At 41.0% G+C, this 20091-nt stretch carries 19 protein-coding genes; 6 read left to right on the plus strand and 13 right to left on the minus strand.

What is annotated here, in order from left to right:
• Positions 1 to 33 precede the first annotated feature (33 nt).
• The 3 genes from HCJ66_RS08930 to HCJ66_RS08940 form a co-directional block, all read right to left on the minus strand.
• Positions 34 to 441: a type II toxin-antitoxin system HicB family antitoxin gene (locus HCJ66_RS08930; RefSeq protein WP_187132881.1), complete on the minus strand. Its 408-nt coding sequence runs from the start codon at positions 439 to 441 to the stop codon at positions 34 to 36.
• Between the two features lie 32 nt (positions 442 to 473).
• The gene (locus tag HCJ66_RS08935) at positions 474 to 662 is read right to left on the minus strand and encodes a type II toxin-antitoxin system HicA family toxin (RefSeq protein WP_187132823.1); all 189 of its coding nucleotides are present in this window, start codon (positions 660 to 662) and stop codon (positions 474 to 476) included.
• A gap of 102 nt (positions 663 to 764) precedes the next feature.
• Positions 765 to 1532, minus strand: coding sequence for an SDR family NAD(P)-dependent oxidoreductase (locus HCJ66_RS08940; RefSeq protein ID WP_187132824.1), 768 nt, complete (start codon positions 1530 to 1532; stop codon positions 765 to 767).
• Between the two features lie 96 nt (positions 1533 to 1628).
• On the opposite strand from HCJ66_RS08940, the gene HCJ66_RS08945 reads away from it, so the two are divergent.
• The gene (locus HCJ66_RS08945) at positions 1629 to 1994 is read left to right on the plus strand and encodes a MerR family transcriptional regulator (RefSeq protein ID WP_187132825.1); all 366 of its coding nucleotides are present in this window, start codon (positions 1629 to 1631) and stop codon (positions 1992 to 1994) included.
• A 49-nt stretch (positions 1995 to 2043) separates the two neighbouring features.
• On the opposite strand, the gene HCJ66_RS08950 is transcribed toward HCJ66_RS08945, so the two are convergent.
• The 6 genes from HCJ66_RS08950 to HCJ66_RS08975 all read right to left on the minus strand — a co-directional run bounded on the left by HCJ66_RS08950 (position 2044) and on the right by HCJ66_RS08975 (position 9522).
• Positions 2044 to 2400: a DUF805 domain-containing protein gene (locus HCJ66_RS08950; RefSeq protein ID WP_187132826.1), complete on the minus strand. Its 357-nt coding sequence runs from the start codon at positions 2398 to 2400 to the stop codon at positions 2044 to 2046.
• A 182-nt stretch (positions 2401 to 2582) separates the two neighbouring features.
• The gene (locus HCJ66_RS08955) at positions 2583 to 2771 is read right to left on the minus strand and encodes a hypothetical protein (protein ID WP_036078023.1); all 189 of its coding nucleotides are present in this window, start codon (positions 2769 to 2771) and stop codon (positions 2583 to 2585) included.
• Positions 2772 to 2790: 19 nt separating this feature from the next.
• Complete coding sequence (locus HCJ66_RS08960; protein ID WP_036059091.1) at positions 2791 to 3129, minus strand: zinc ribbon domain-containing protein YjdM; 339 nt, start codon at positions 3127 to 3129, stop codon at positions 2791 to 2793.
• Between the two features lie 43 nt (positions 3130 to 3172).
• The gene (locus HCJ66_RS08965; RefSeq protein WP_187132827.1) at positions 3173 to 3496 is read right to left on the minus strand and encodes a type II toxin-antitoxin system RelE family toxin; all 324 of its coding nucleotides are present in this window, start codon (positions 3494 to 3496) and stop codon (positions 3173 to 3175) included.
• Positions 3493 to 3813 (minus strand): hypothetical protein, encoded by a 321-nt coding sequence (locus HCJ66_RS08970; protein ID WP_187132828.1) that lies wholly within the window; start codon positions 3811 to 3813, stop codon positions 3493 to 3495. The genes HCJ66_RS08965 and HCJ66_RS08970 overlap by 4 nt, the downstream gene beginning before the upstream one ends.
• 132 nt (positions 3814 to 3945) lie before the next feature.
• Complete coding sequence (locus HCJ66_RS08975) at positions 3946 to 9522, minus strand: SpaA isopeptide-forming pilin-related protein (protein ID WP_187132829.1); 5577 nt, start codon at positions 9520 to 9522, stop codon at positions 3946 to 3948.
• Positions 9523 to 9953: 431 nt separating this feature from the next.
• On the opposite strand from HCJ66_RS08975, the gene HCJ66_RS08980 reads away from it, so the two are divergent.
• Together HCJ66_RS08980 and HCJ66_RS16340 are read left to right on the plus strand one after the other, a co-directional pair.
• Complete coding sequence (locus tag HCJ66_RS08980; protein ID WP_187132830.1) at positions 9954 to 10673, plus strand: YebC/PmpR family DNA-binding transcriptional regulator; 720 nt, start codon at positions 9954 to 9956, stop codon at positions 10671 to 10673.
• A 220-nt stretch (positions 10674 to 10893) separates the two neighbouring features.
• A complete protein-coding gene (locus HCJ66_RS16340) occupies positions 10894 to 11022 on the plus strand; it encodes a hypothetical protein (RefSeq protein WP_267879732.1) in 129 nt (42 codons plus the stop codon).
• 205 nt (positions 11023 to 11227) lie between these two features.
• Here HCJ66_RS16340 and HCJ66_RS08985 read toward each other — a convergent pair whose 3' ends face one another.
• Positions 11228 to 11617 (minus strand): ester cyclase, encoded by a 390-nt coding sequence (locus HCJ66_RS08985; RefSeq protein ID WP_187132831.1) that lies wholly within the window; start codon positions 11615 to 11617, stop codon positions 11228 to 11230.
• A gap of 113 nt (positions 11618 to 11730) precedes the next feature.
• On the opposite strand from HCJ66_RS08985, the gene HCJ66_RS08990 reads away from it, so the two are divergent.
• Entirely contained in the window at positions 11731 to 13143 is a 1413-nt protein-coding gene (locus tag HCJ66_RS08990) for an MFS transporter (protein ID WP_187132832.1), read from the plus strand.
• 131 nt (positions 13144 to 13274) lie between these two features.
• Here the strand turns inward: HCJ66_RS08990 and HCJ66_RS08995 are convergent, their stop codons facing one another.
• Positions 13275 to 14198, minus strand: a complete 924-nt coding sequence (locus HCJ66_RS08995) for a DNA adenine methylase (RefSeq protein WP_222717458.1) — start codon at positions 14196 to 14198, stop codon at positions 13275 to 13277.
• 197 nt (positions 14199 to 14395) lie between these two features.
• On the opposite strand from HCJ66_RS08995, the gene HCJ66_RS09000 reads away from it, so the two are divergent.
• Positions 14396 to 16687 carry a DGQHR domain-containing protein gene (locus HCJ66_RS09000; RefSeq protein ID WP_222717459.1) on the plus strand — a complete coding sequence of 764 codons (2292 nt, stop codon included), beginning with the start codon at positions 14396 to 14398 and terminating at the stop codon, positions 16685 to 16687.
• A gap of 122 nt (positions 16688 to 16809) precedes the next feature.
• Positions 16810 to 18339, plus strand: a complete 1530-nt coding sequence (locus tag HCJ66_RS09005; protein ID WP_187132834.1) for an AMP-binding protein — start codon at positions 16810 to 16812, stop codon at positions 18337 to 18339.
• A 49-nt stretch (positions 18340 to 18388) separates the two neighbouring features.
• Here the strand turns inward: HCJ66_RS09005 and HCJ66_RS09010 are convergent, their stop codons facing one another.
• Both HCJ66_RS09010 and HCJ66_RS09015 read right to left on the minus strand, forming a co-directional pair.
• On the minus strand, positions 18389 to 19150 hold the full coding sequence (locus HCJ66_RS09010) for an ABC transporter permease (protein ID WP_187132835.1): 762 nt from the start codon (positions 19148 to 19150) through the stop codon (positions 18389 to 18391).
• On the minus strand, positions 19137 to 20078 hold the full coding sequence (locus tag HCJ66_RS09015) for an ABC transporter ATP-binding protein (RefSeq protein ID WP_185423786.1): 942 nt from the start codon (positions 20076 to 20078) through the stop codon (positions 19137 to 19139). Before HCJ66_RS09015 ends, HCJ66_RS09010 begins: the two co-directional genes overlap by 14 nt.
• Between the last annotated feature and the right edge of the window lie 13 nt (positions 20079 to 20091).

Raw genomic sequence — 20091 nt, forward strand, 5'->3', positions numbered from 1 at the left:
AGTTCAGCACTATTCGTGAACTAGCGTTTTTTTCTATACGTTTAATTTCTCTTTCAAACTTTCTTGTAGTGTTTGTGAGAAATTGATATTTTCTTTTTCTGCTAAGCTGTTGAGCCAAGATGGGATTGTCAGTGTCTTTTTTACCGCTTGGTTGCCATTCTTTATTTTGTAAGCCAAGTAGTCGAAGTCAATTAACGCGATAAATGCGCCTTCTTCCTCTACAGAAACATATCCTGGATTCGACACAGTTGGAAGAGACTCCCCATTCTCCTCCAGATCGTACAAATAAATACCTAATGCGTCCTCCGCCATTTCCGTTGCTGTAGCAATATCCTCGCCCCCAGATAGTACTTCTGGAATATCAGGAAACGAGACCCAGTAACCGCCATCTTCTTCTGGATGATAAATCGCTGGATAATATACTTTTTTCGGAAATTCCATCATACACTCCTCCTCTCATTGTTGGATATCTACTACTTTAATCCTGCTTGTTTCAAAATTGCCTGTTCTAACCCTTTTCCTAGTGTCTTGCTGTGGTATGGTACTGTCGTCGCCCTGCCTGATACGGGATTTTTGAAAAACATGTGTGAGCCTTGCGTCCTGATGTGTTTGAAGCCATTCTTTTTCAATATCCTTGCCATTTTCTTAGGAGTTATCGGCATACTCATACCTCCTTTTCTCTGTATCAACATGATAACACGTATTAACACGTATGTAAAGATGTGGTTAAAAAACAGATCGCTCAACACGACCTGCTCTTAAAATTATTTAGATGTTTGTGCTCTTGTTGCATAATTGAATTGCGGATCTTTTAACTGGAATGCGTAATTATCTGTTTCCACAATGCCAAGCACTTTTTCGCTATCGTAGAGGTCGAGTAAAAAGCCTGCCATTTCTTTGCCTGTATGGTATTTGGCTACAGCGCCTTTATACTCGAATGCTTCTTCGTCACGCGCGCGTTTGGCGAATTCCGTTTCCGTCGCAGCTGGCGCTAGAACTTTAGCTTGCATTTTTGCATTGTTGGCTTTTAGTTCGTGTGATAGGCCTTCTGTAAACGCGCTGACGTAGAATTTGGTTGCGCAGTACGTCACGGCATTCGGGACGATTGTGTATCCGCCACCTGATGATATATTGATTAACTGCGTGCCCTCAACATCGGCATAATCTCGGACGAACAGCGAAGAAAGAATCGTTAGCGCTTCGATATTTAAATGTAGCATCGACTCGATTTTAGATAATTTCTGTTCTCCTACTGAGTCAAAATTACCGAATCCAGCATTATTTATCCACGTTTCTAGCTCTAAATCTTTTAAACTCTCGTATAACCTGTAAACATTTTCTGCAACTGTCAAGTCCGCTATTTTAATCTGTACATCCACATCTGCTCGGATTTTTGCAATTTCTGCTTTTAGTTGCGCCAGTTCCGTTTCACGACGAGCCACAACGACCAAATTTTTTCCTCTCGCAGCAAATGCTAGCGCCGTTTCGTAACCAATTCCTGAACTTGCTCCCGTAATGACTGTATATTTCATCTTCATTCCTCCATTGGCTTTCGCCGGATATTTATGGTATAGTCGCAAGTATAGACCTTATAGTAAACTCTAAGTCAAGCATTTAGGAGGGATTCGATGTATTCTATTGGAGAAACTGCAAAAATGGTCGGGTTGAGTACGTATACATTGCGATATTATGAAAAAGAGAAAATTATCACGCCTCATAGAAATGCGAATGACGAGCGGGAATTTGACGAGCAGCATATCGCTTGGCTCCGATTCGTGATTCGACTAAAGGCTACGCAAATGCCCGTGGCTCAGATTCGAGAATATACGGAATTATTTATAGCAGGTGAACACACGGCGCCCCAGCGAATCGAGCTTCTGCAAAACCACCAAGCTTTTATTCAAGAGCAGTTGCAAAATTTGACGAGTGTGGAAAGTGAATTGCAGTATAAAATTGAGAATTATGAAAAACTGATTGCGACTTCGGTGAAATAAAAAAAGTTTGAGATTCTGTTTTGACGCAGAATTTCAAACTTTTTTTGTATTATTTAGCTAGTGGGTCTTCACCAAAACGGTTAGAACCTCTATCTCCTGCTGTACAGTAGAAGACAAGCATGATAATCCAACCAACAAGCGGGATAAGCGCCATTAGAATGAACCAGCCACTTTTATTTGTATCGTGTAAGCGACGCACGCCTAGGCTAATCATCGGAATTAGAACTATTAAACCTAAAATACCGTCCACATAATAAATAAAGTCACTTGCAAAACTTAAAATACCAAGAATAAAGAACATCAACCAAACTGCTAACCATGCAAACCAATATTCTGAACGGCTTGCTCTCCCACTAAAATTAGCGTAATTTCCCCAAAATGCCTTGAATGCTTCTGAAAATCCCATTTTTTAAAACTCTCCTTTTTAGTAATTTACTTAACATTCATTCTACCATAGTTTGCTTCCTATTTGGGCGAATATTGCTATTTTTTCATCTGGAAGTGCCAACTTACTGTTTGGAAGTCGCCGATAAAATCTCAATTCCATGATCCCAAGCACGATTCTCCGATAGAATCGGGCCAACTAAATCATTTCAAATCGTCGAGTTCGCGGTAAGCTTCCATGTACTTCCCGCTATCCGCAACTTCCGCATGATACAAGGCTTTCAAAGCAAAACTCTTTTCCAAATCATGTTCCTCCATCAACTGTTTCAGCTTCTGTTGCAAGCGCACATCTTCTCGCACTAACTGCTTCATCTGTGATTTAATATATCTCATTTTCTATTCCCTTCATAAATCAAAGTTTCTTAACAAACTCCGATTTCAGTTTCATTGGTCCAAAACCATCAATTTTGCAGTCGATATCGTGATCGCCGTCTACTAAACGAATGTTTTTTACTTTGGTTCCGATTTTGACCACGGATGAACTTCCTTTTACTTTCAAGTCCTTAATCACCGTGATAGAATCGCCATCTGTTAAAACATTACCATTAGAATCGCGGACAACCTTCACGTCATCACTTGCTTCGGCCGCGTCAAGAGACCATTCGTGACCACATTCTGGACAAATAAATAGACCTCTATCTTCGTACGTGTATTCTGAATTACATTCTGGGCATTTTGGCAAATCAGCCATATTTTAGTTCCTCCATTCGATTTAATACTTCTATTATAGTACATTATCGCGAGGAACTCCATGCCGCGGCGATTTCTTTCTTTAACTCATTCAAGGCCATCTGAAAAACGACATCATCTTCCCGCTTCGCCATCGTTAGAATCGTAATCACAATCCGCCCCTGATCAATCGTGTAAATGAGACGCAGACCGTCCGCGCGAAACTTCAACTCACGACATCCCGCAAGCTCTCCGCCCAGCGGTTTTCCAATCGTATCCCCACGTTCCGCCAATCGCTTAATACCTTTTAAAAGCATTTGTTTCACCGAACCATCCATTTTCTTCAGCTGTTTCGCCGCCAAGTTGGTTAATTCAATGTCGTAACTCATTCAAAAAGCTCCGCATCCGGCGTTCCATCATCCTCTATTCCAGATAAATCTAGCGCCACCGTTTCACTCGCCCCATTTCGGATTGCTTGTAGCTCGACTTCTGCCTGTTTATAATATTCCATTTCTTGTGCCTCCAATGCTAAGTTATACATCGCTAAATAATCATCATAACTTAAAATCACCGTGTCAATTTGATTCTTATTCGATACAAAAATGGGATTGTTTCGCGCTTGTTTCTTAATCTTACTAAATTCTTTGTTGACCTCACTCGTACTAACCAGCTGGCTTGGTTTTAATGACGGTTCTACAAACATCATTTGAATCACCCTCCTCATTTAGATTATACCACGATACACTTTGGAATCATATTATTAATTGATTTTATAATTGATTAATACATCTATTCTGCGTAAAAAGACCGCATATTGTCTAATTATGCGGTCTTACTTTTATTTTTTTAATCTTAACCATCCAGCTAATAAGAATGCGCCCATCATGACAAATATAATTGACTCCGTATTATTATCGCCTGTCGCTGGTAGTTGCGTTACCTCTTTATCATTGATGCTTGAGACTGAAATTCTGTCTGCTGTTTCACCTGGGTTTATCTCTGGATTTTTATCTGGAACTGGCTCCACTGGTGGTAATTTTGTTGGTGTTTTCTGATTCTCAAACTGTAGTTGGACGGGTGCAGGTTTATCTTTTGCGTTCGCCTCAATTTGGAATGAAATCAGGGTTTCACTTTTTTCATAGCCAACTGGTGCCTTGGTTTCCACGAAATAGTAACTTCCAGGTGCCAACTTATCGACGCTTATTTCGCCGTTTTCGTCCGAGACCAGACTGTCCGCGATGACCTCATTTTTGTCATTCACTAGTTTGAACTCTGCTCCAGCCAATGGATTCATGCCGCTATCTATTTTTGTTAACGTGACCTCGCCTTGATAGTTGACGAAATCTGCTAACTGAATCGCTTCTGGTTTTCCTAATAAATCAGCATGCACGGTGAAATTAATCGGTGCAGTATTTAAAATGTAGTTTTGCGGCGCTTTTGTCTCGATAAGTCGGTAATCGCCTGGACGCAGGTCAGTCAATTTTATTTTCCCGTCTGCATCAGTTACGATATCCGTCTGCAAAACTTCGCCTGTTTTCTGGTTTAACAAATTGAAATGTGCGTCTGCAAGGGCTTGATGCTCCTCGTTTGTCTTCGTTAGCTCCACTTCACCTTGATAATTCACGATTCGACCAACATCTATCAAATCGGGATTCCCTGGATATTTGTCCAAAATTGTGAAATAAGTTGGATTCGTGTTGATAATATACCCATCTGGTGCTTTTGTCTCCACAATTTTGTAGTATCCTGGCGCTAAATCTCCGTACTCAATTCGGCCGTCAGATGCCGCAACTGGTTCGCCAACTACTTTTCCTTTGATATCGTAAATGGTGAAAACCGCTCCAGCCAATGCTTCTTCATTTGCGCCTTGTTTCACTAATGCCACTTTTCCTTTGAAGTTGGTGAATACGCCTAGATCTACAGAAATCGGCTCGCCCTCTGCTGTTTCAGGGATTTCTAGCTCGATTGGATAGCTATTCAAAATGTATCCCGCCGGTGCTTTTACCTCAACTAATGTGTATTTCCCTGGCGCAATACCCGATCCCGCCACGATTCCATTTTCAGTTGATGTTATCGTTTCAATAACGTTGTCGTCCGCGTCCCTTAGCTCAAAAACCGCTCCTTGTAAAGGTTCGTTGCTGCTATTTTCTTTTAATAATTCAAAACTACCTTGATAATCGGTAAATGTTGTTTGAATTTCTTGTGGTTTGCCGTCCGATGTATCCACAATCGTGAATTCCACTGGCGTCGTGTTTACCAAATAGCCTTGTGGTGCGGTAACTTCGATAAATTTATACGTGCCCGGCGCTAGGTCGGTTACGCTGATTCGCCCTTCCTCATTCGTCTCTAAGTTTTCACGAACAGTCGCGCCATCTTGATCGACAACTTTGAAAATAGCTCCTGCTAGTAAATCACCATTTTCGTCTTTTTTCACAAGCGAAGCGCTACCTTGATAGTTAATAATATTATCTAAAATCTGCGTTTTCGGTTTACCCTCACCTTGACCCGCAATTGTAAAATGAAGCGGATTCGTGTTGATAATATAACCATTTGGTGCCTTCGTTTCGACGATTGTGTACTCTCCTGGAGCAAGTCCATCCGCGTTTACGATGCCATCCGCGTTTGTCGCGAGTGTTCCAATCGTTTCCCCCGCCTCATTTTGCAATGCGAATTCAGCCCCAGCGAGCCCTTTACCACTCTCATCTTTTTTCATGAATTGAATACTACCTTGATAATTCACAAAAGTCGGCACAGTGACATCTGGAATTTGACCAGCGTCATTTTTCGTAACCGTGAACGGAATAGCTTCTGTGTTCATAATAAAGCCTTGCGGTGCCTGCGTTTCGATCAGTCGATAATTCGCTGGCAAAAGACCTTCAATCACTAAACTGCCGTCTGCATCCGTTTGAAACGTTTCATCTGCGCGAATATCTAGCCAATCCTCACCTACCTGCCACTGCAATTTAAACACGGCTCCTGCCAACGCTTGGCCTTGCTCATCGTGTTTGATAAGCGTTACTTTATTTTGGGCGTTTACGATTTTTTCGACGACGTTCGCTGTACTGCTCGACTTGGAAATCGTAATTGCCTTCCCATTTAGCAACTCATCGGAAATTGTGTACCCAGACGGTGCCTTCACTTCTTTCAAAATATACGTGCCATAAGGTAAATTTCCAAATGTGATTTTGCCGTCTTCGTTAATTTTACCTTCACGCATAATCATCCGCTTGCTTTTATCCCAAAGCTGGAACTGAGCGTCGTGAAGAATGTCACCGCTTGGATTCACTTTTTGGAAGGAAATACTGCCTTTCGTTCCAACGCCAGTTCCGCCGCCATCAGAAACGATAACGTCAATCGTACTGCTATCTCCGCCAGTCACTTCCTGATCGTGATTCCCCGTGATTTTAACATTATTTGAAACTTTATCCTCGGCGCCAGTCATAAGAACCATCGTGCGGTACTTAATCACATACGCTTCATTTATCTCCTTCACAAAACTAACTTTCAGCTCTTGCTGGCCAGTCACGTTATCCGTCGTCAATTCAGCCGTATAATCTACGCCTTCAACAAGCCCCACACTCGTATTCGTCGTCAACGTCCCGTCCGCACTCACCGATGTTGAGTGAACGACTAGCGATTCCAAATCAATCGTCTGGTTCGTCGATGGGCGATCAGTCACAATAACATCACTCATTTGCGAAAGACTCGGGTTCACAGTAATCGACCAATTTACAAAACCATCATCATCTTGCATCCCCGATTTCATCGCTAACTTACCACCATATTTCACGGTCACGTCCGCGCTAAGCGTATGATCTGGATACGTGTCATTCGTGAAAACTGCATCGTTTTTATAATTTTCTGTAACAATTTGACCTTTCACACTCGTCTCGAATTCAACGAGATACATCCCAACTTTTCCATCAGGGAAATCAACCGTCAACGTCTCGTTATTGCTTTCCGACGGTTCACTGATCGTAAATCCTGATTTATTAGTGATTTCCTCGCCTTTTGCAACCGAGCCGTCCGGATTTACCGAGTATTTGTAGATTTTTACAGAGTCCTTCACAAACCGCTGATTTCCAAGAATCGGATCGACAATTTTAGCATTACTCAAGTTCGTTCCTTCATAGTTAACGCCAATTGACCACGTAATCACTTTCGTTTTGGCGTTGTACGTCCCTTCTTTAAAACCATTATATTTCGAAGGCTTATTTGGATTGAAAATGACCTCATCACCGCTGCTATGCGAGTTATCATATTGATCTAACCACGTAGACTTGGCTGTATTTTTAAAATTCATATCCGGATTACTCGACCAAACTTGGCTCATATCAAACGCTGTATCATACGAAATTCGGAACTGATTCTCCGTTTCGGTTTTATACTTGCCTAAAAATTCAATCGTGAATATATTCGTCCCCTCATCGTACACCAATTCATAATCCGTGCCTTCGACTAGATTACGTTTGCCGTCCACATCTCGTACTTTTAATGTCGCCACGTCAATCTTCAATCCTGGGCTCAGCGTATCCGTCAATTTCCAGTTTTTCATGATGTAATTGTTTTCATTCACATCGATTACCCAAGACGCAATTCCCGTTTCGTAATTCACAGCGCTAAGTTGCTTCTTCAAATTCTGCTGATACACCGTGCCTGATGAGCCGCTACTCTGCCCCGAATCGATATTTACACGATTAGAAATATCCAAGTTGCCATCGACAGTTCCCGTAACGCCAGTTTTGTATTGTATTTTCACAGCACTATCCACGTCATGCAGGAAATGAACCTCAAAGCCAGCCGCTGTTTTAACAAGCTCATAATCCACACCTTCTACCAACTGCGCGCCTTGAATTTCTGTCCCACTCGCATCAAAAGTCATCGCGTAAAGTTTGGCAGAACCGTCCACAAGCACCATTCTGTCCGAGCCGAACGTATCTTTAATAACCGCATCCGCTTTATCAATATGTTTTGCGCCGTAATTATATTTGACCGTCCATTCAAATGTTTGATTTTTTGGGTCATAATTCGTCGCATCCTTCGTAAGTATTTTGCCATACTCTGCGTCCACCGTCGCCGATGTCGATAAGCCCTCCGAATTTTCATCACTCGTTAGCACGGCGTTATTCGTAAATTTAACCGCCCCGCCTTCAAATGGCTTTACATCATCGTTTATCGACGTTTGATACACCAAGCGATACGCCCCATTAATTGGATTCGTAAACTGTACATTCCCAGCCTGATCCACCGTATATCCAGTCGTCACAAGCTTTTCGCTACCCGAAATCACTTTCCCGTGCAAATCAATCGCCACTTCATAAACCTGCACCGATTCATAGGTCAAACCAGCCGGCAAATTCTCCGTAACCTTCGCATTTTCAAGCCTATCGAGCCCTTTATTGATCTCCACATTCCAAATCACATTATCCGGATTCTGCTTCTTATCAAAATGCCCATTCTTATCAATCATCGCGCCTTCCGTCGGCTTGATGTTCACTTCCGTACTTGGCAAATTCTCCTCATCCGGAACTTGAATAATCAAATTACCCGAACCATCAATTTGATTTTCGTTAAAACCAGCCGTAAAATGAAGCGTCCCATGTACCTCCGAACTTCCCTTCACTTCATCGGTAAACACAATCTTCACCGTACCATCCTTGCCCACTATCGCCGACGCATATTCATCCAAAGGCAGTGTCATATTTTTCTGTATTTTAATGTTATCAGGCAGTTTAAACGAATAATAATCCCCCGCATTCACCAAAGCTGAGACTTCATCAGGTAGTTTCCAATCAAACGCAAAATGAATCGTATCATTCACAGTTGGCTCCGTCATAACATTTCCGTTCTTATCCGTATACGTCACAACCATATCCGACAGAATCGACTGCTCTTTCGGTCCATAACCGAGCGAACTCAAAATGTCCTTCACATCTTTCGGTGCATCACTCTCTTTAATTGTATGCGCTCCGGGTTCTTCTCCCACCCTAGGAGAAATCACTCGCTTCCCATCCGAAAAAGTCACAATACCATCTTGAGATTCCCCATTTACATGAAAATTAAAAACAGTATCCGTTTTAGCCGGAATTAAAAAATTAATTGTATTATTTTTTACACTATAACTAGTCCATACCTCATGATTATCATCAAAAATAGAAGTATCATCTAGTGCTTTCAGTTGCATATCCCCAGAAACTGTAATTGTCCCCGTCATCTCATTTTCTGTTTGATTCACCACACGGCCACTAAGCCCATAAACATCTACACCATCTGTTCCCTTTTTCGCACTCACGTCCAATAATTGAACGACATCTTCCTCTTTTGTATCATCCGTTGTTTGTGCAGTAACCAATTGCGGTAAAATCATTTGTAGTACCAAAAGAAGAGCAGCGAAAAGGCTAAAAAACCTCTTCATCAATTATTCTCCTCCTACTCTCCAAAGTAACTCATCCTGAAAATTGACATGTCAAACCAATAACATGAACAAAAAGGAAATATTACTTATTAACAATAGCCTCAGTCTACACGTAAACTTCTTTAAAAACTAGAGCTAAATCGAAAAATGATAGTATAGTAACATTAATTACACATAGATAACTAGATTTTATTTTTAGACACATTTTCGCCACATTAGACGCCTTTCTATGTCGAAAATATTTCAAAAGTATAATTTATTGCTATTGACGTTCTTGAAAAAGGGGTATTTAGACCCAGTTTAAAATACAACATCTTTTATTTAGAAATCATTTTTTCCGATTAATTTCGCGTCACACTTAACAAATCCTCCTAATACATTTATAATGAAACAGAGTAAACGAAACTCCTAATCAGAAAGAGAGTGGTAATATGGGCCGTAAATGGGCAAATATTAAAGAAAAGAAAGCATCAAAAGACGCAAATAATAGTCGTATCTACGCAAAATTCGGGGTTGAAATCTATGTAGCCGCAAAACAAGGCGATCCAGATCCCCATTCCAATCAAAAACTGCGCTTCGTTATTGAACGCGCCAAAACATACAACGTTCCTAAACACATCATCGACCGCGCCATCGAAAAAGCAAAAGGAACAGGCGATGAAAACTACTCCGAGCTACGTTACGAAGGCTTTGGTCCAAACGGTTCGATGGTCATTGTAGATGCCTTAACAAACAACGTAAACCGCACAGCATCTGATGTCCGTGCCGCTTACAGTAAAAATGGCGGAAACATGGGCGTGAGTGGTTCTGTTGCTTATATGTTTGATAATGCCGCGATTTTTGGAATTCCAGATAAAGACGCAGATGAATTATTGGAGTCATTGATGGAAGCCGATATCGATGTCCGTGACGTGGTCGATGAAGACGGTCAAGCGATTGTTTACGCTGAACCCGAAGATTTCCATAGCGTGCAAGAAGCGCTGAAAGCCACTGGAATTGAAGAATTTACGGTTGCTGAAATCGAAATGATCGCGCAAAATGAAGTAACGCTCGAAGAAGAAGATTTGGTGAAATTCGAGAAGATGCTAGATGCGTTGGAAGATTTAGAAGACGTGCAGAAGGTATATCATAATGTGGATTTGGGAGAGTAATCTCTGAAATTGTAATAAACGCTATGTCTCATATCCGAGACATAGCGTTTATCCTTCACAAAAACAACTCTTTTCGAGTTGTTTTTGCGTAGGATATAATGTAGAATAGAGTCTAACAAGTAAATGTTATGAGTAGTTGGCTAAATCCTAGTGCGATTGCGGGGTGATGCCTATGATTGTTTGTACCTTCATTCGATTCGAAATGAGTGGAGGTGATAAAGTGGACGTTGGTACGGCAATAGAGTTGATGCTATTTTTTGTTGGGGCTGTTCGAATTGTAAATGAGTTACAGCTCCAATATAAGCGCGAACAAAGTGAGCTGTTAGTCCTTCGTGTACAGCCTTGTTAACCTACATGAAAAATGATCGAAAAAAATGAACTACTCTTTAGCGTGAAAGGCTGAATAGTTCATCAGTTTAAAAAATGGCCAATCATTTCTAATATGACCTTGTTAGGGAGCTATGTTCGCACCATAGCTTTCTTTTCAATTTCATTATACCAATTCACCATTCTTTTTGCAACACTAAAACATATTCCATTCAAATTGAATCTCTCTATCCCTCCTGCAATTCCAGTCCCTTACGATCAATCTGAATCCAATACTCCACAATCTTTCTATTTTCTACTAAATAAACCACGCTGGCAATCTCAATAATCTGCTTACCCTTCTGATTCTCTCCAATTTGCCGCCACCTCGCATACACCTTCGCCCCATCAGCCAGCAACTCTTGAACCTCCAACGAAAAATCACCGTACTCATCCAACATTTCCTGCACATGATCCGAGTAATCTTGCGGTGAACGCGTTACACTATATTCCTTCTCAGCCTGAACTTGGTGTGCAATGACCGTCTCTGCCATAAACTCCGATGCACGCTCAATTTCTTTCCCAGACCGCACAATCTTGAAAAATTCGCTTACAATCTCTTTTTCACTTTTTATCATGTCGAAATTCCTCTCTCAGATTGGATTTTGTATCGATTATAGCATATACTTTCGAATAGGCGTTTAGAATTTGGCTTGGGGGAAATAGACTAATTAAACGAGGGGGTTCGAAAATGGAGAAAACAGATAGACGAAAAACGTTGGCACTGGTTTCTATCATGCTGGGTGCTTTTATATCATTGCTCGATACAACGATTGTCAATGTTGCGCTACCTGACATCACGACCGCGCTTCATGCAACGAGTGAATCGATTGAGTGGATTATTTCGGGATATGCATTGGCGTTTGGGGTCGTCCTTATTTTAGCTGGACGGCTAGGCGATCGCTTCGGTCGGAAAAATATTTATATCTTTGGGATTTTGCTATTTTTAATTATGAGTATCACGGCTGGGTTCGCGCAAACTGAAGAAAGCTTGATTATTTCCCGGGTAATACAGGGGCTTGCGGCGGGATTATTCTTTCCACAAATCAATGCCGTTATTATGGATATGTATCACGGCAAACAACTCGGAAAAATCTTCGGGATACTTGGCTCGGTAATAGGTGTCGCAACGGCTATTGGGCCACTTGCAGGCGGATTGTTGATCGAGTTATTTGGCCCCGATAACGGTTGGCGCGCGGTGTTTTTCGTCAATGTACCGATTGTTTTGGTGACGCTGATTCTGGCGATGCTTTACTTGCCGAAACATCAAGCGCCGAAAGAGAAGGTGCGATTCGATATTCCTGGTGTGCTGGGATTGACGCTTGCTTTGATGTTACTGCTATATCCTGTTATTTCACGAGGTTCTAATGGGTTCCGGGCGGTTGATTACATGTGGATGGCGTCCTCGATACCATTCTTCTTGTTATTATATTGGTGGAGTGTACGGCAGGCAAAACGCGGAAATCAGCCTTTAATTTCACCTAACTTGCTTAAAAATCAACCATTTGTATCAGGAATGTTGCTTTCGTTAGTTTATTTTGCGGCATTTACGAGTATTTTCTTCATTTTATCGGTTACATGGCAAACTGGTTTTGGTCAGTCGGCGATTTCGTCTGGGCTTGCTATTACGCCTTTCGCGATTGGGAGTGTGGTTGCAGCAGCGAACAGTAATCGGTTTATTATGAAGATTGGACGGAAGCTTCTGCATATTGGGGTTGCTTTGGTGATAATCGGATTATCTGCGGTTTCTGTGGTTTTTCAGATGCATGATGGTGTTTTTTCGGCATGGTGGATTGCGTTGCCGTTGTTGATCGCAGGACTTGGCAGTGGTTTGATTATTGCGCCACTGAACAGTTTTACGCTTTCGACGGTAGTTGGGCCTGAGCGCGGTGGTGCAAGCGGGATGTTTAATACGGCGCAACGTGTTGGTTCCTCTTTTGGGATTGCAGTTGTTGGTTCGGTATTTTTCAGAACGCTTGGAGACGCTACTGGGGTTTCACAAGCACAGGCATTTTCAGATGGGCTTCAGACGAGTATGTATGTGAATATCGCGCTGTTGCTGGTTTGTTTTGTGTTGGTGTTTAGATTGCCGAAGAAGATATGAACAAAGTGCTGAGAACTCGGTTTTGAGGAGTTCTCAGCACTTTTTATTGTTTAAATTAATTTTAAAAAACTATCTAACTGCAATACATTTGACATAGTGCAAAAAACTCACTAGCCCTTTATGGTAGACAATCATAATACAAATGCTGGCTCTGTATTATCCGCCATTTTCATTTCATCTTCACTAATTATATAATTTAAAAAAGCTACTTCTTTTGACACCAATTTTTTTCGCGGGTTTACACTTCTGATTATGTCACAAACACATATTTTGTTAAGCTCCCAGATATTATATAACTCATCGGTTTTATGTGAATCCGACATTGAAATCATAAATGTTAAATCATAATAACTTTCCCACCATTCCAACATATGCAGAATAAAATCAGAATGTTCAAACCTATTTTTAGTATATAAAACTTGATTTTCCATAGATTTGGTTTCAGGAATATAAGGTGGGTCACAATAAAAAAAAGCTTTAGATAGATCAATTTTTTCTGAGAGCTCACTTATAAACTCTTGATATCCCAGACAATAGAATTGGACCGGTTGAATCAGAACAGATATGTATTCAGCCTTCTCCTGATCAAATATAATAGTCTTTTTCTTTCCGAAAGGAACATTAAATTTCCCGTTCAAATTAACCCTATAAACACCATTGTAGCCAGTCCTCATTAAGAACCAAAAAATAGATGATCGAGTATATGCTTTGATACGATTACCGTTGTATCTTTTTCTCATATCATAAAAATATGTCGCTTTCTCGTCTATTGTATCTAGCTCGTTATACTCCTTGCATATCTTAGAAATCATTTTGGATAATCTTTCATGGTTCTCCTTCAAAGTTCGATAAAAATCAATTAAACTTCGATTAACATCGTTAACATAGTAATTACTATAGTAGCCTTTTTCTAAAACATTAATAAGAACTGTCCCTGAACCTAAAAATGGCTCTATGTAAATCTCTTTTTCCCTATCGAAAGTATATAGCATCTCATTTAGCAATTTTTTCTTAGAACCAGTCCATCTAATCGGTGAAGATATAACTTTCTCCATGCACATTCTCTCCTATAAAGTCCCTTTTTTTAGTTACTAATATCCATCTTACATGTCTATCATTATATATCTTTATTTTTAACTTTACAAATATATGTAAAGTTTTATTGTAATTTAAAATCCTTCATGTTAAAATTTAGGTAGTTACATAGTTGGAAGTTAATAATACGTTTATGCTTTTAATGGGAGGATTCATCATGGATATAAAAGAAAATTTAGTTGTTGGAAAAGATTTAATGAGTATCAAACGCGAAAAGAACAAATCAGAGACCTATCTAAATATTCCCTATGAGTCAAGAGAAAAATATGAATTAGATGGTTGGATTGTAGAAAAAGAGCTTAGGCACGCTCTTAAAATGAAAAAAACAAAAAGTTTTGACGAACAATTTGAAAATAAAGTTTGGCTCACATTCTGTAGTCTTGGTTTCCAACAAATGAACAGAGACAGAAATTTCAAAATGCCTTACAGCCCTGATCACTTATTGACTCAACAAATCGATGTTTTTGCAGCAGATGATGAAACCGCTATTTTTATTGAGTGCAAAGCCACAGAAACAGAAAATAAAAAAAGTAATTTTAAAGAAGCTATAGAAGCTATAAACGGTAAAATGAATGGGATTCGCTCCGAACTAAACAAAGCTTATCCTGATAAAAAATTAAAAATAAAATTTATTTTTGCAACAAAAAATTACAACTTATCTGAGCAGGATAAAGAGCGTTTAAAATCCTTTCATATTGAGCATTTTGATGAAAACATGCTTGAATATTACACTGAACTCGCGAAACATTTAGGGGCCGCCTCTAGATATCAGCTTTTAGGAACACTTTTTGAGAATAAAAAAATTGATGAAATTGAAAACGTTATTCCTGCTATACGTGGCTCAATGGGAGGGCACACATACTATTCATTCTCAATAGAGCCAGAGAAGCTTTTAAAATTAGGTTATGTGCTACATAGAAATAGTGCTAATAAAGGTTCTATGCCCGCCTATCAAAGAATTATAAAAAAACAAAGGCTCAACCAAGTACAAGAATTTGTAAATAACGGAGGCTTTTTCCCAAACTCCATAGTTATAAACATAGATAGCGGAAAAGATGATTTAAAATTCGAACTAGCTCCTAAGCAACCCAAGAACTCCATTAGTAAATTAGGTATGCTCCACCTACCACAGAAATATAAATCAGTCTATATAATTGATGGTCAGCATAGACTATACGGCTATTCAGATTCGCACTTTAAAGAAACAAACTCAATCCCTGTTGTGGCATTTCTTAATTTAGAACAAGAACAACAAGTTAAGTTATTCATGGAGATTAATGAAAATCAAAAAGCTGTATCTAAAAACTTGCGTAATACTCTAAATTCGGACTTGCTATGGGCTTCACCTAGCTTTTCAGAACAACGGCGTGCGCTGAGCCTTAGAATTGCACAATCATTAGGCGAAGATAGAAACTCTCCACTGTATAATAGAGTTATCATTGGTGAGAACAGCAAAACATCCGCATGTTGTATTACAATAGATACAATAAAAACTGCTCTTGACTCTGGAAATTTTATGACTAAATTTGATAAAAAAAATGAAATTGAAAGTCATGGTTCATTTGATAAAGGAACCAATGACTCCACCTATCCTCTTCTGTATGGATTTCTAATGCAAGCAATGAACTATATTTCTGCTAACTCTAATCAAGAATGGGATAAAGGAGAATCAGACAATGGTGTCCTATCTATTAATGTTGGAATTTATGCCGTAATAAAAGTACTTGATGATATTATTGAACACCTTCGAACCCAGCAAAATGTGCAGCCTATCAACATTAAAAACGAAGATTTAATAGAAGCTGTGACATTTTATCTCAAACCTCTATGCGAATATTTTAATACCCTCTCAGATAAAGACAAAGTAGAGTTACGCACGTCATATGGTGGAAATGGTAGGACAAAATACTGGAGAAAACTACAACGCGTTATCGCCAGCCGTCACCCTGAATTTAACCCTAAAGGACTTGATGAATACTGGGAAGATAATCTTAAAAAATTCAACGTTGAATCAGAACAAATAATTACATCCTTAGAAAAAGTCATCAAAACAGACGTCTCAAAACTACTAGAAAAATCACATGGAAGTAATTGGTTTATACAAGTTGTTCCTAAAAAAGTGTATGATCTTGCAATCAAAAATGCTTCTGATAAAAATTACACTGAGAAAAGAACCGATATCCAAGCTACAGACTGCTTAACTTTAGGCAATTATCGTGATATTATGCTGTATAAAAGTAATTGGAGAGACACATTTGAAAAAAAATACACTAGACCAGAAGAGATAAAAATATCTGGTGGCAAAACTGCTAAAACAGAATGGCTACAAAAAGTTTTCACTATCCAAAAGAAAAACTTCGATGAGTACAGTGTAACAACTGAAGAGTACAAGTTTTTAGTTGCTTTACAGGGTTGGTTGCTACCAATTGAAGTCTCTGCATTCAATTAAATATATTACCTTCAGAGAAGCGTCGCGTAACTAGGACGCTTCTTTGTTCCACTTTGTAAACTCCCTCACAATAATGCTATAATAACCCCATCACAACCAAAAAAGGAGTTGACCACCCATCCATGTTTAACAAATACAAACCACTAAACCTCTATACCAATTTCGCCGAGGCTTCGGAACGTTTTCCGAGTCAGGCGATCTACTTCGACGAGCCGCTGACTGCTTTTCCCGAACTTCAATTGCAAACTACATACGCGGATTCAAAAAACGCACTCATCAAAAAGGCGACGCAACTGCAAAAAATCGGTGTCAAAAAGGGCGAGAAGGTCATTGTTTATAAATCAGCCAAATTCGACACGTACCTCTTAGCTGTTGCTGTCTCTTATCTCGGTGCGGTGCCAATCATGATTTCAGCGCATCTTCCTGCTGAAACGATGGACATTCTGGTCGCGCGGCTGGACGATCCTTGGATGATTTTCGATGGGGATACGGCGGCAAAAGCGCAAAGTCTGGAAAACCTGCCTGACTCGAAATTAATCGCGGTTGAGGAAATTCTCGCAACAACTTTTGGCAAGCTTTGTAAGCAGGATTTCCTGACGCCTGACACGATTTCCTACATGACGCATACTTCTGGTACGACGGGGGTTCCGAAGCTCATTGCGCACTCGGCGAACTCAATGGGATGGCGGACGAAATGGCAAAAGAATATTTTGAGCCTCATCCGCAAGCGTGGTTTGGTCGCTTTTCATATTTCGCCGGTGCATTCGCGGTTCAATATCGGGATTTCGTCGCTTATGGCGAAAGGATTTCCGCTACTTCCAATTGCGAATCCGAGTCGCGCCAACATTACTCGCGTTTTGACGGATTATGCGCCGATGGTTTTGGAAACGCATCCGAATCATTTTGTGCAGTGGGCGTCGCTTGCTCGGGAGGAGCCTGACGTTTTTCAGAGTGTGAAGTATTATCACTCCACGTTTGACGCGATTAACAAGGAGACGATGGCGACCTTTTTGCAGTGTTCAGGGTATCGCTTGCCGGTGTTTTTGCAGGTGTATGGGCAGAGTGAATGTGGCCCGATGATTATGCGTTTTCATACGAAGTCTACGCTTAAACGGACGAATGCGCGCGCGATGGGTGTTGGAATGCCTCGTTTGACGAAGGCGCGAATTGTGAATCAGGACGGGAAACCGGTTGCTGCTGGTGTGAGCGGCAATATCCAGATGTTCTCGAAAGGTCGGGCGCTGACGTACTACAAGGAGACGCCGCGCTTTGAGGAAAATGTTTATGGTGCTTGGTGGGACAGCGGTGATTACGGTGTCAAAAGTCGACTCGGAGGCCTTTCCTTGCTTGATCGCCAAGTCGATCTCGTTGATAAAATTGATAGTACGCTCGCGATTGAGGATGCGCTGCTTGATGAACTGACTTTTCTGGATGAAGTCGTGATTATTCGAGGGAAAAATGGTAGTCCGCAGCCGATTGTGGCGGTGAATGAGAGCGCGGAAATGAATTGGGATTTGTGGTGGAAAAAAGTATCTGACTTACCGCATCTCAACGAACCGATTCTCATGAAATATGATGAAATGCCACGGACCGCAACAATGAAAATTCAGCGTTTGGAATTGGAACGTTCCCTTCAAAATAACGAAAATTAGACGCAAAAAAGGATAACCACCGCCTCACTGGGATGGTTATCCTTTTTCACTATTCAGTTTTCCGTTTGTATATCTGCATCGAAGCAACCATCGCGACAATGAAAATCCCTCCACACCAAGCAATTGCCGTCCAAACTTCGCCGGTGTTTACGTTGCCCACGAGAAGTGATCGCACACTCTCAATAATCGGCGTCATTGGTTGATTTTCTGCAAATGCCCGAACGATTTTTGTCATCGAATCTGTCGGTGTGAACGCGGAGCTGACGAATAGTAGCAGTAGGATGAGGTAGCTGAACGAGCCTGAACCTTCTGCGCTTTTCGCGAGCAATCCGGATATCACCGCAATCCATGTCATTGCTAGCGTGAACAACAACAAGATCAAAATAACGACGAGCCACCCGACGAATCCTGCTTCCGGCCTGAATCCCAATAGGAATGCTACCAAGACAACGACCAGTGTCGAAATTAAATTGAAAACGACCGAAGTCACCACATGCCCTGTCAAAATGGACGATTTCGCGATTGGCATCGAGTGGAAACGGTCAATGATCCCCGTCGTCACATCATGATTTAGCCTTACTGCCGTGTACGTTGAACCCATCGCAATACATAAAAACATGATCCCTGGAACAACATAATTAATATAATTTTCCGAACCAGTATCAATCGAACCTCCAAAAACATAAACAAACATCAACATAATCATCAGTGGCATCGCAATGGTTGTGATAATCGTATCCGCACTTCGAAAGGCATGCTTCATGTTGCGTCCAACCATTACTTGCATATCATTCCAATTATTCCGCATCATGCTCACCCTTTCTATCGATAATTGTGAGGAATACGTCCTCCAGCGTCGGCGATTTTTGCGAGAATTCCAGTACCGCTATATTCGCCGCTTCCAGTTTCCCAAGAATCGCCATTAACTGCGCTGTACTGCCATCAATTGTCACCACTACCAACTGCTCTTCCGCATTCAAAACTGGCTCAAATTCTGCGAGCGCCGCGTTTGCCGCTGCAACCTCATGTTCCTCCGCAAATCGTAATTCCAAATGTCCGTTCGGCAACATCCGCTTCAACTCAGCGACCGTGCCACTCGCGACAATTTTACCATCATTCAAAATCGCAATCTGATTCGCCAACTGTTCCGCTTCTTCCAAATATTGCGTCGTCAAAAATACCGTCGTGCCGTTGCTTGCGAGCTCCCGAATAATTTTCCACATTGCCAAACGACTCTGCGGATCAAGACCTGTCGTAGGCTCATCCAAAAAGATAACTTTCGGATTCCCAACCAAGCTCATCGCGAGATCAAGTCTGCGTCTCATCCCACCAGAATACGTCGAAAGCGCCCGATCTGCCGCATCCGTCAAGCCAAAACGCGCCAGCAATTCATCCGCAATTCCCGCTGCATCTGGCAAATGCCGTAATTTCGCAATCAATCGCAAATTCTCGCGCCCAGTCAAAATTTCATCAACCGCTGCATTTTGTCCAGTTAAACTAATGGCCGCGCGCACCAAATTCCCCTGCTTCACAACGTCCGCATCACAAATCTGCGCATCGCCACCATCTGGCTTCAACAGCGTCGCTAGAATCCGAATTGTGGTTGTTTTTCCAGCACCATTTGATCCTAATAACGCGAAAACTGTGCCTTTTTCAACGGTGAAACTGATTTTTTTCAACACTTCTACATTTTTATAAGACTTCTCCAAATTATGGACTGAAATCGTATTTTGTACCATTTTACACGCTTCC

It is taken from the genome of Paenilisteria portnoyi (assembly GCF_014322795.1).
Lineage (GTDB): Bacteria > Bacillota > Bacilli > Lactobacillales > Listeriaceae > Listeria_A > Listeria_A portnoyi.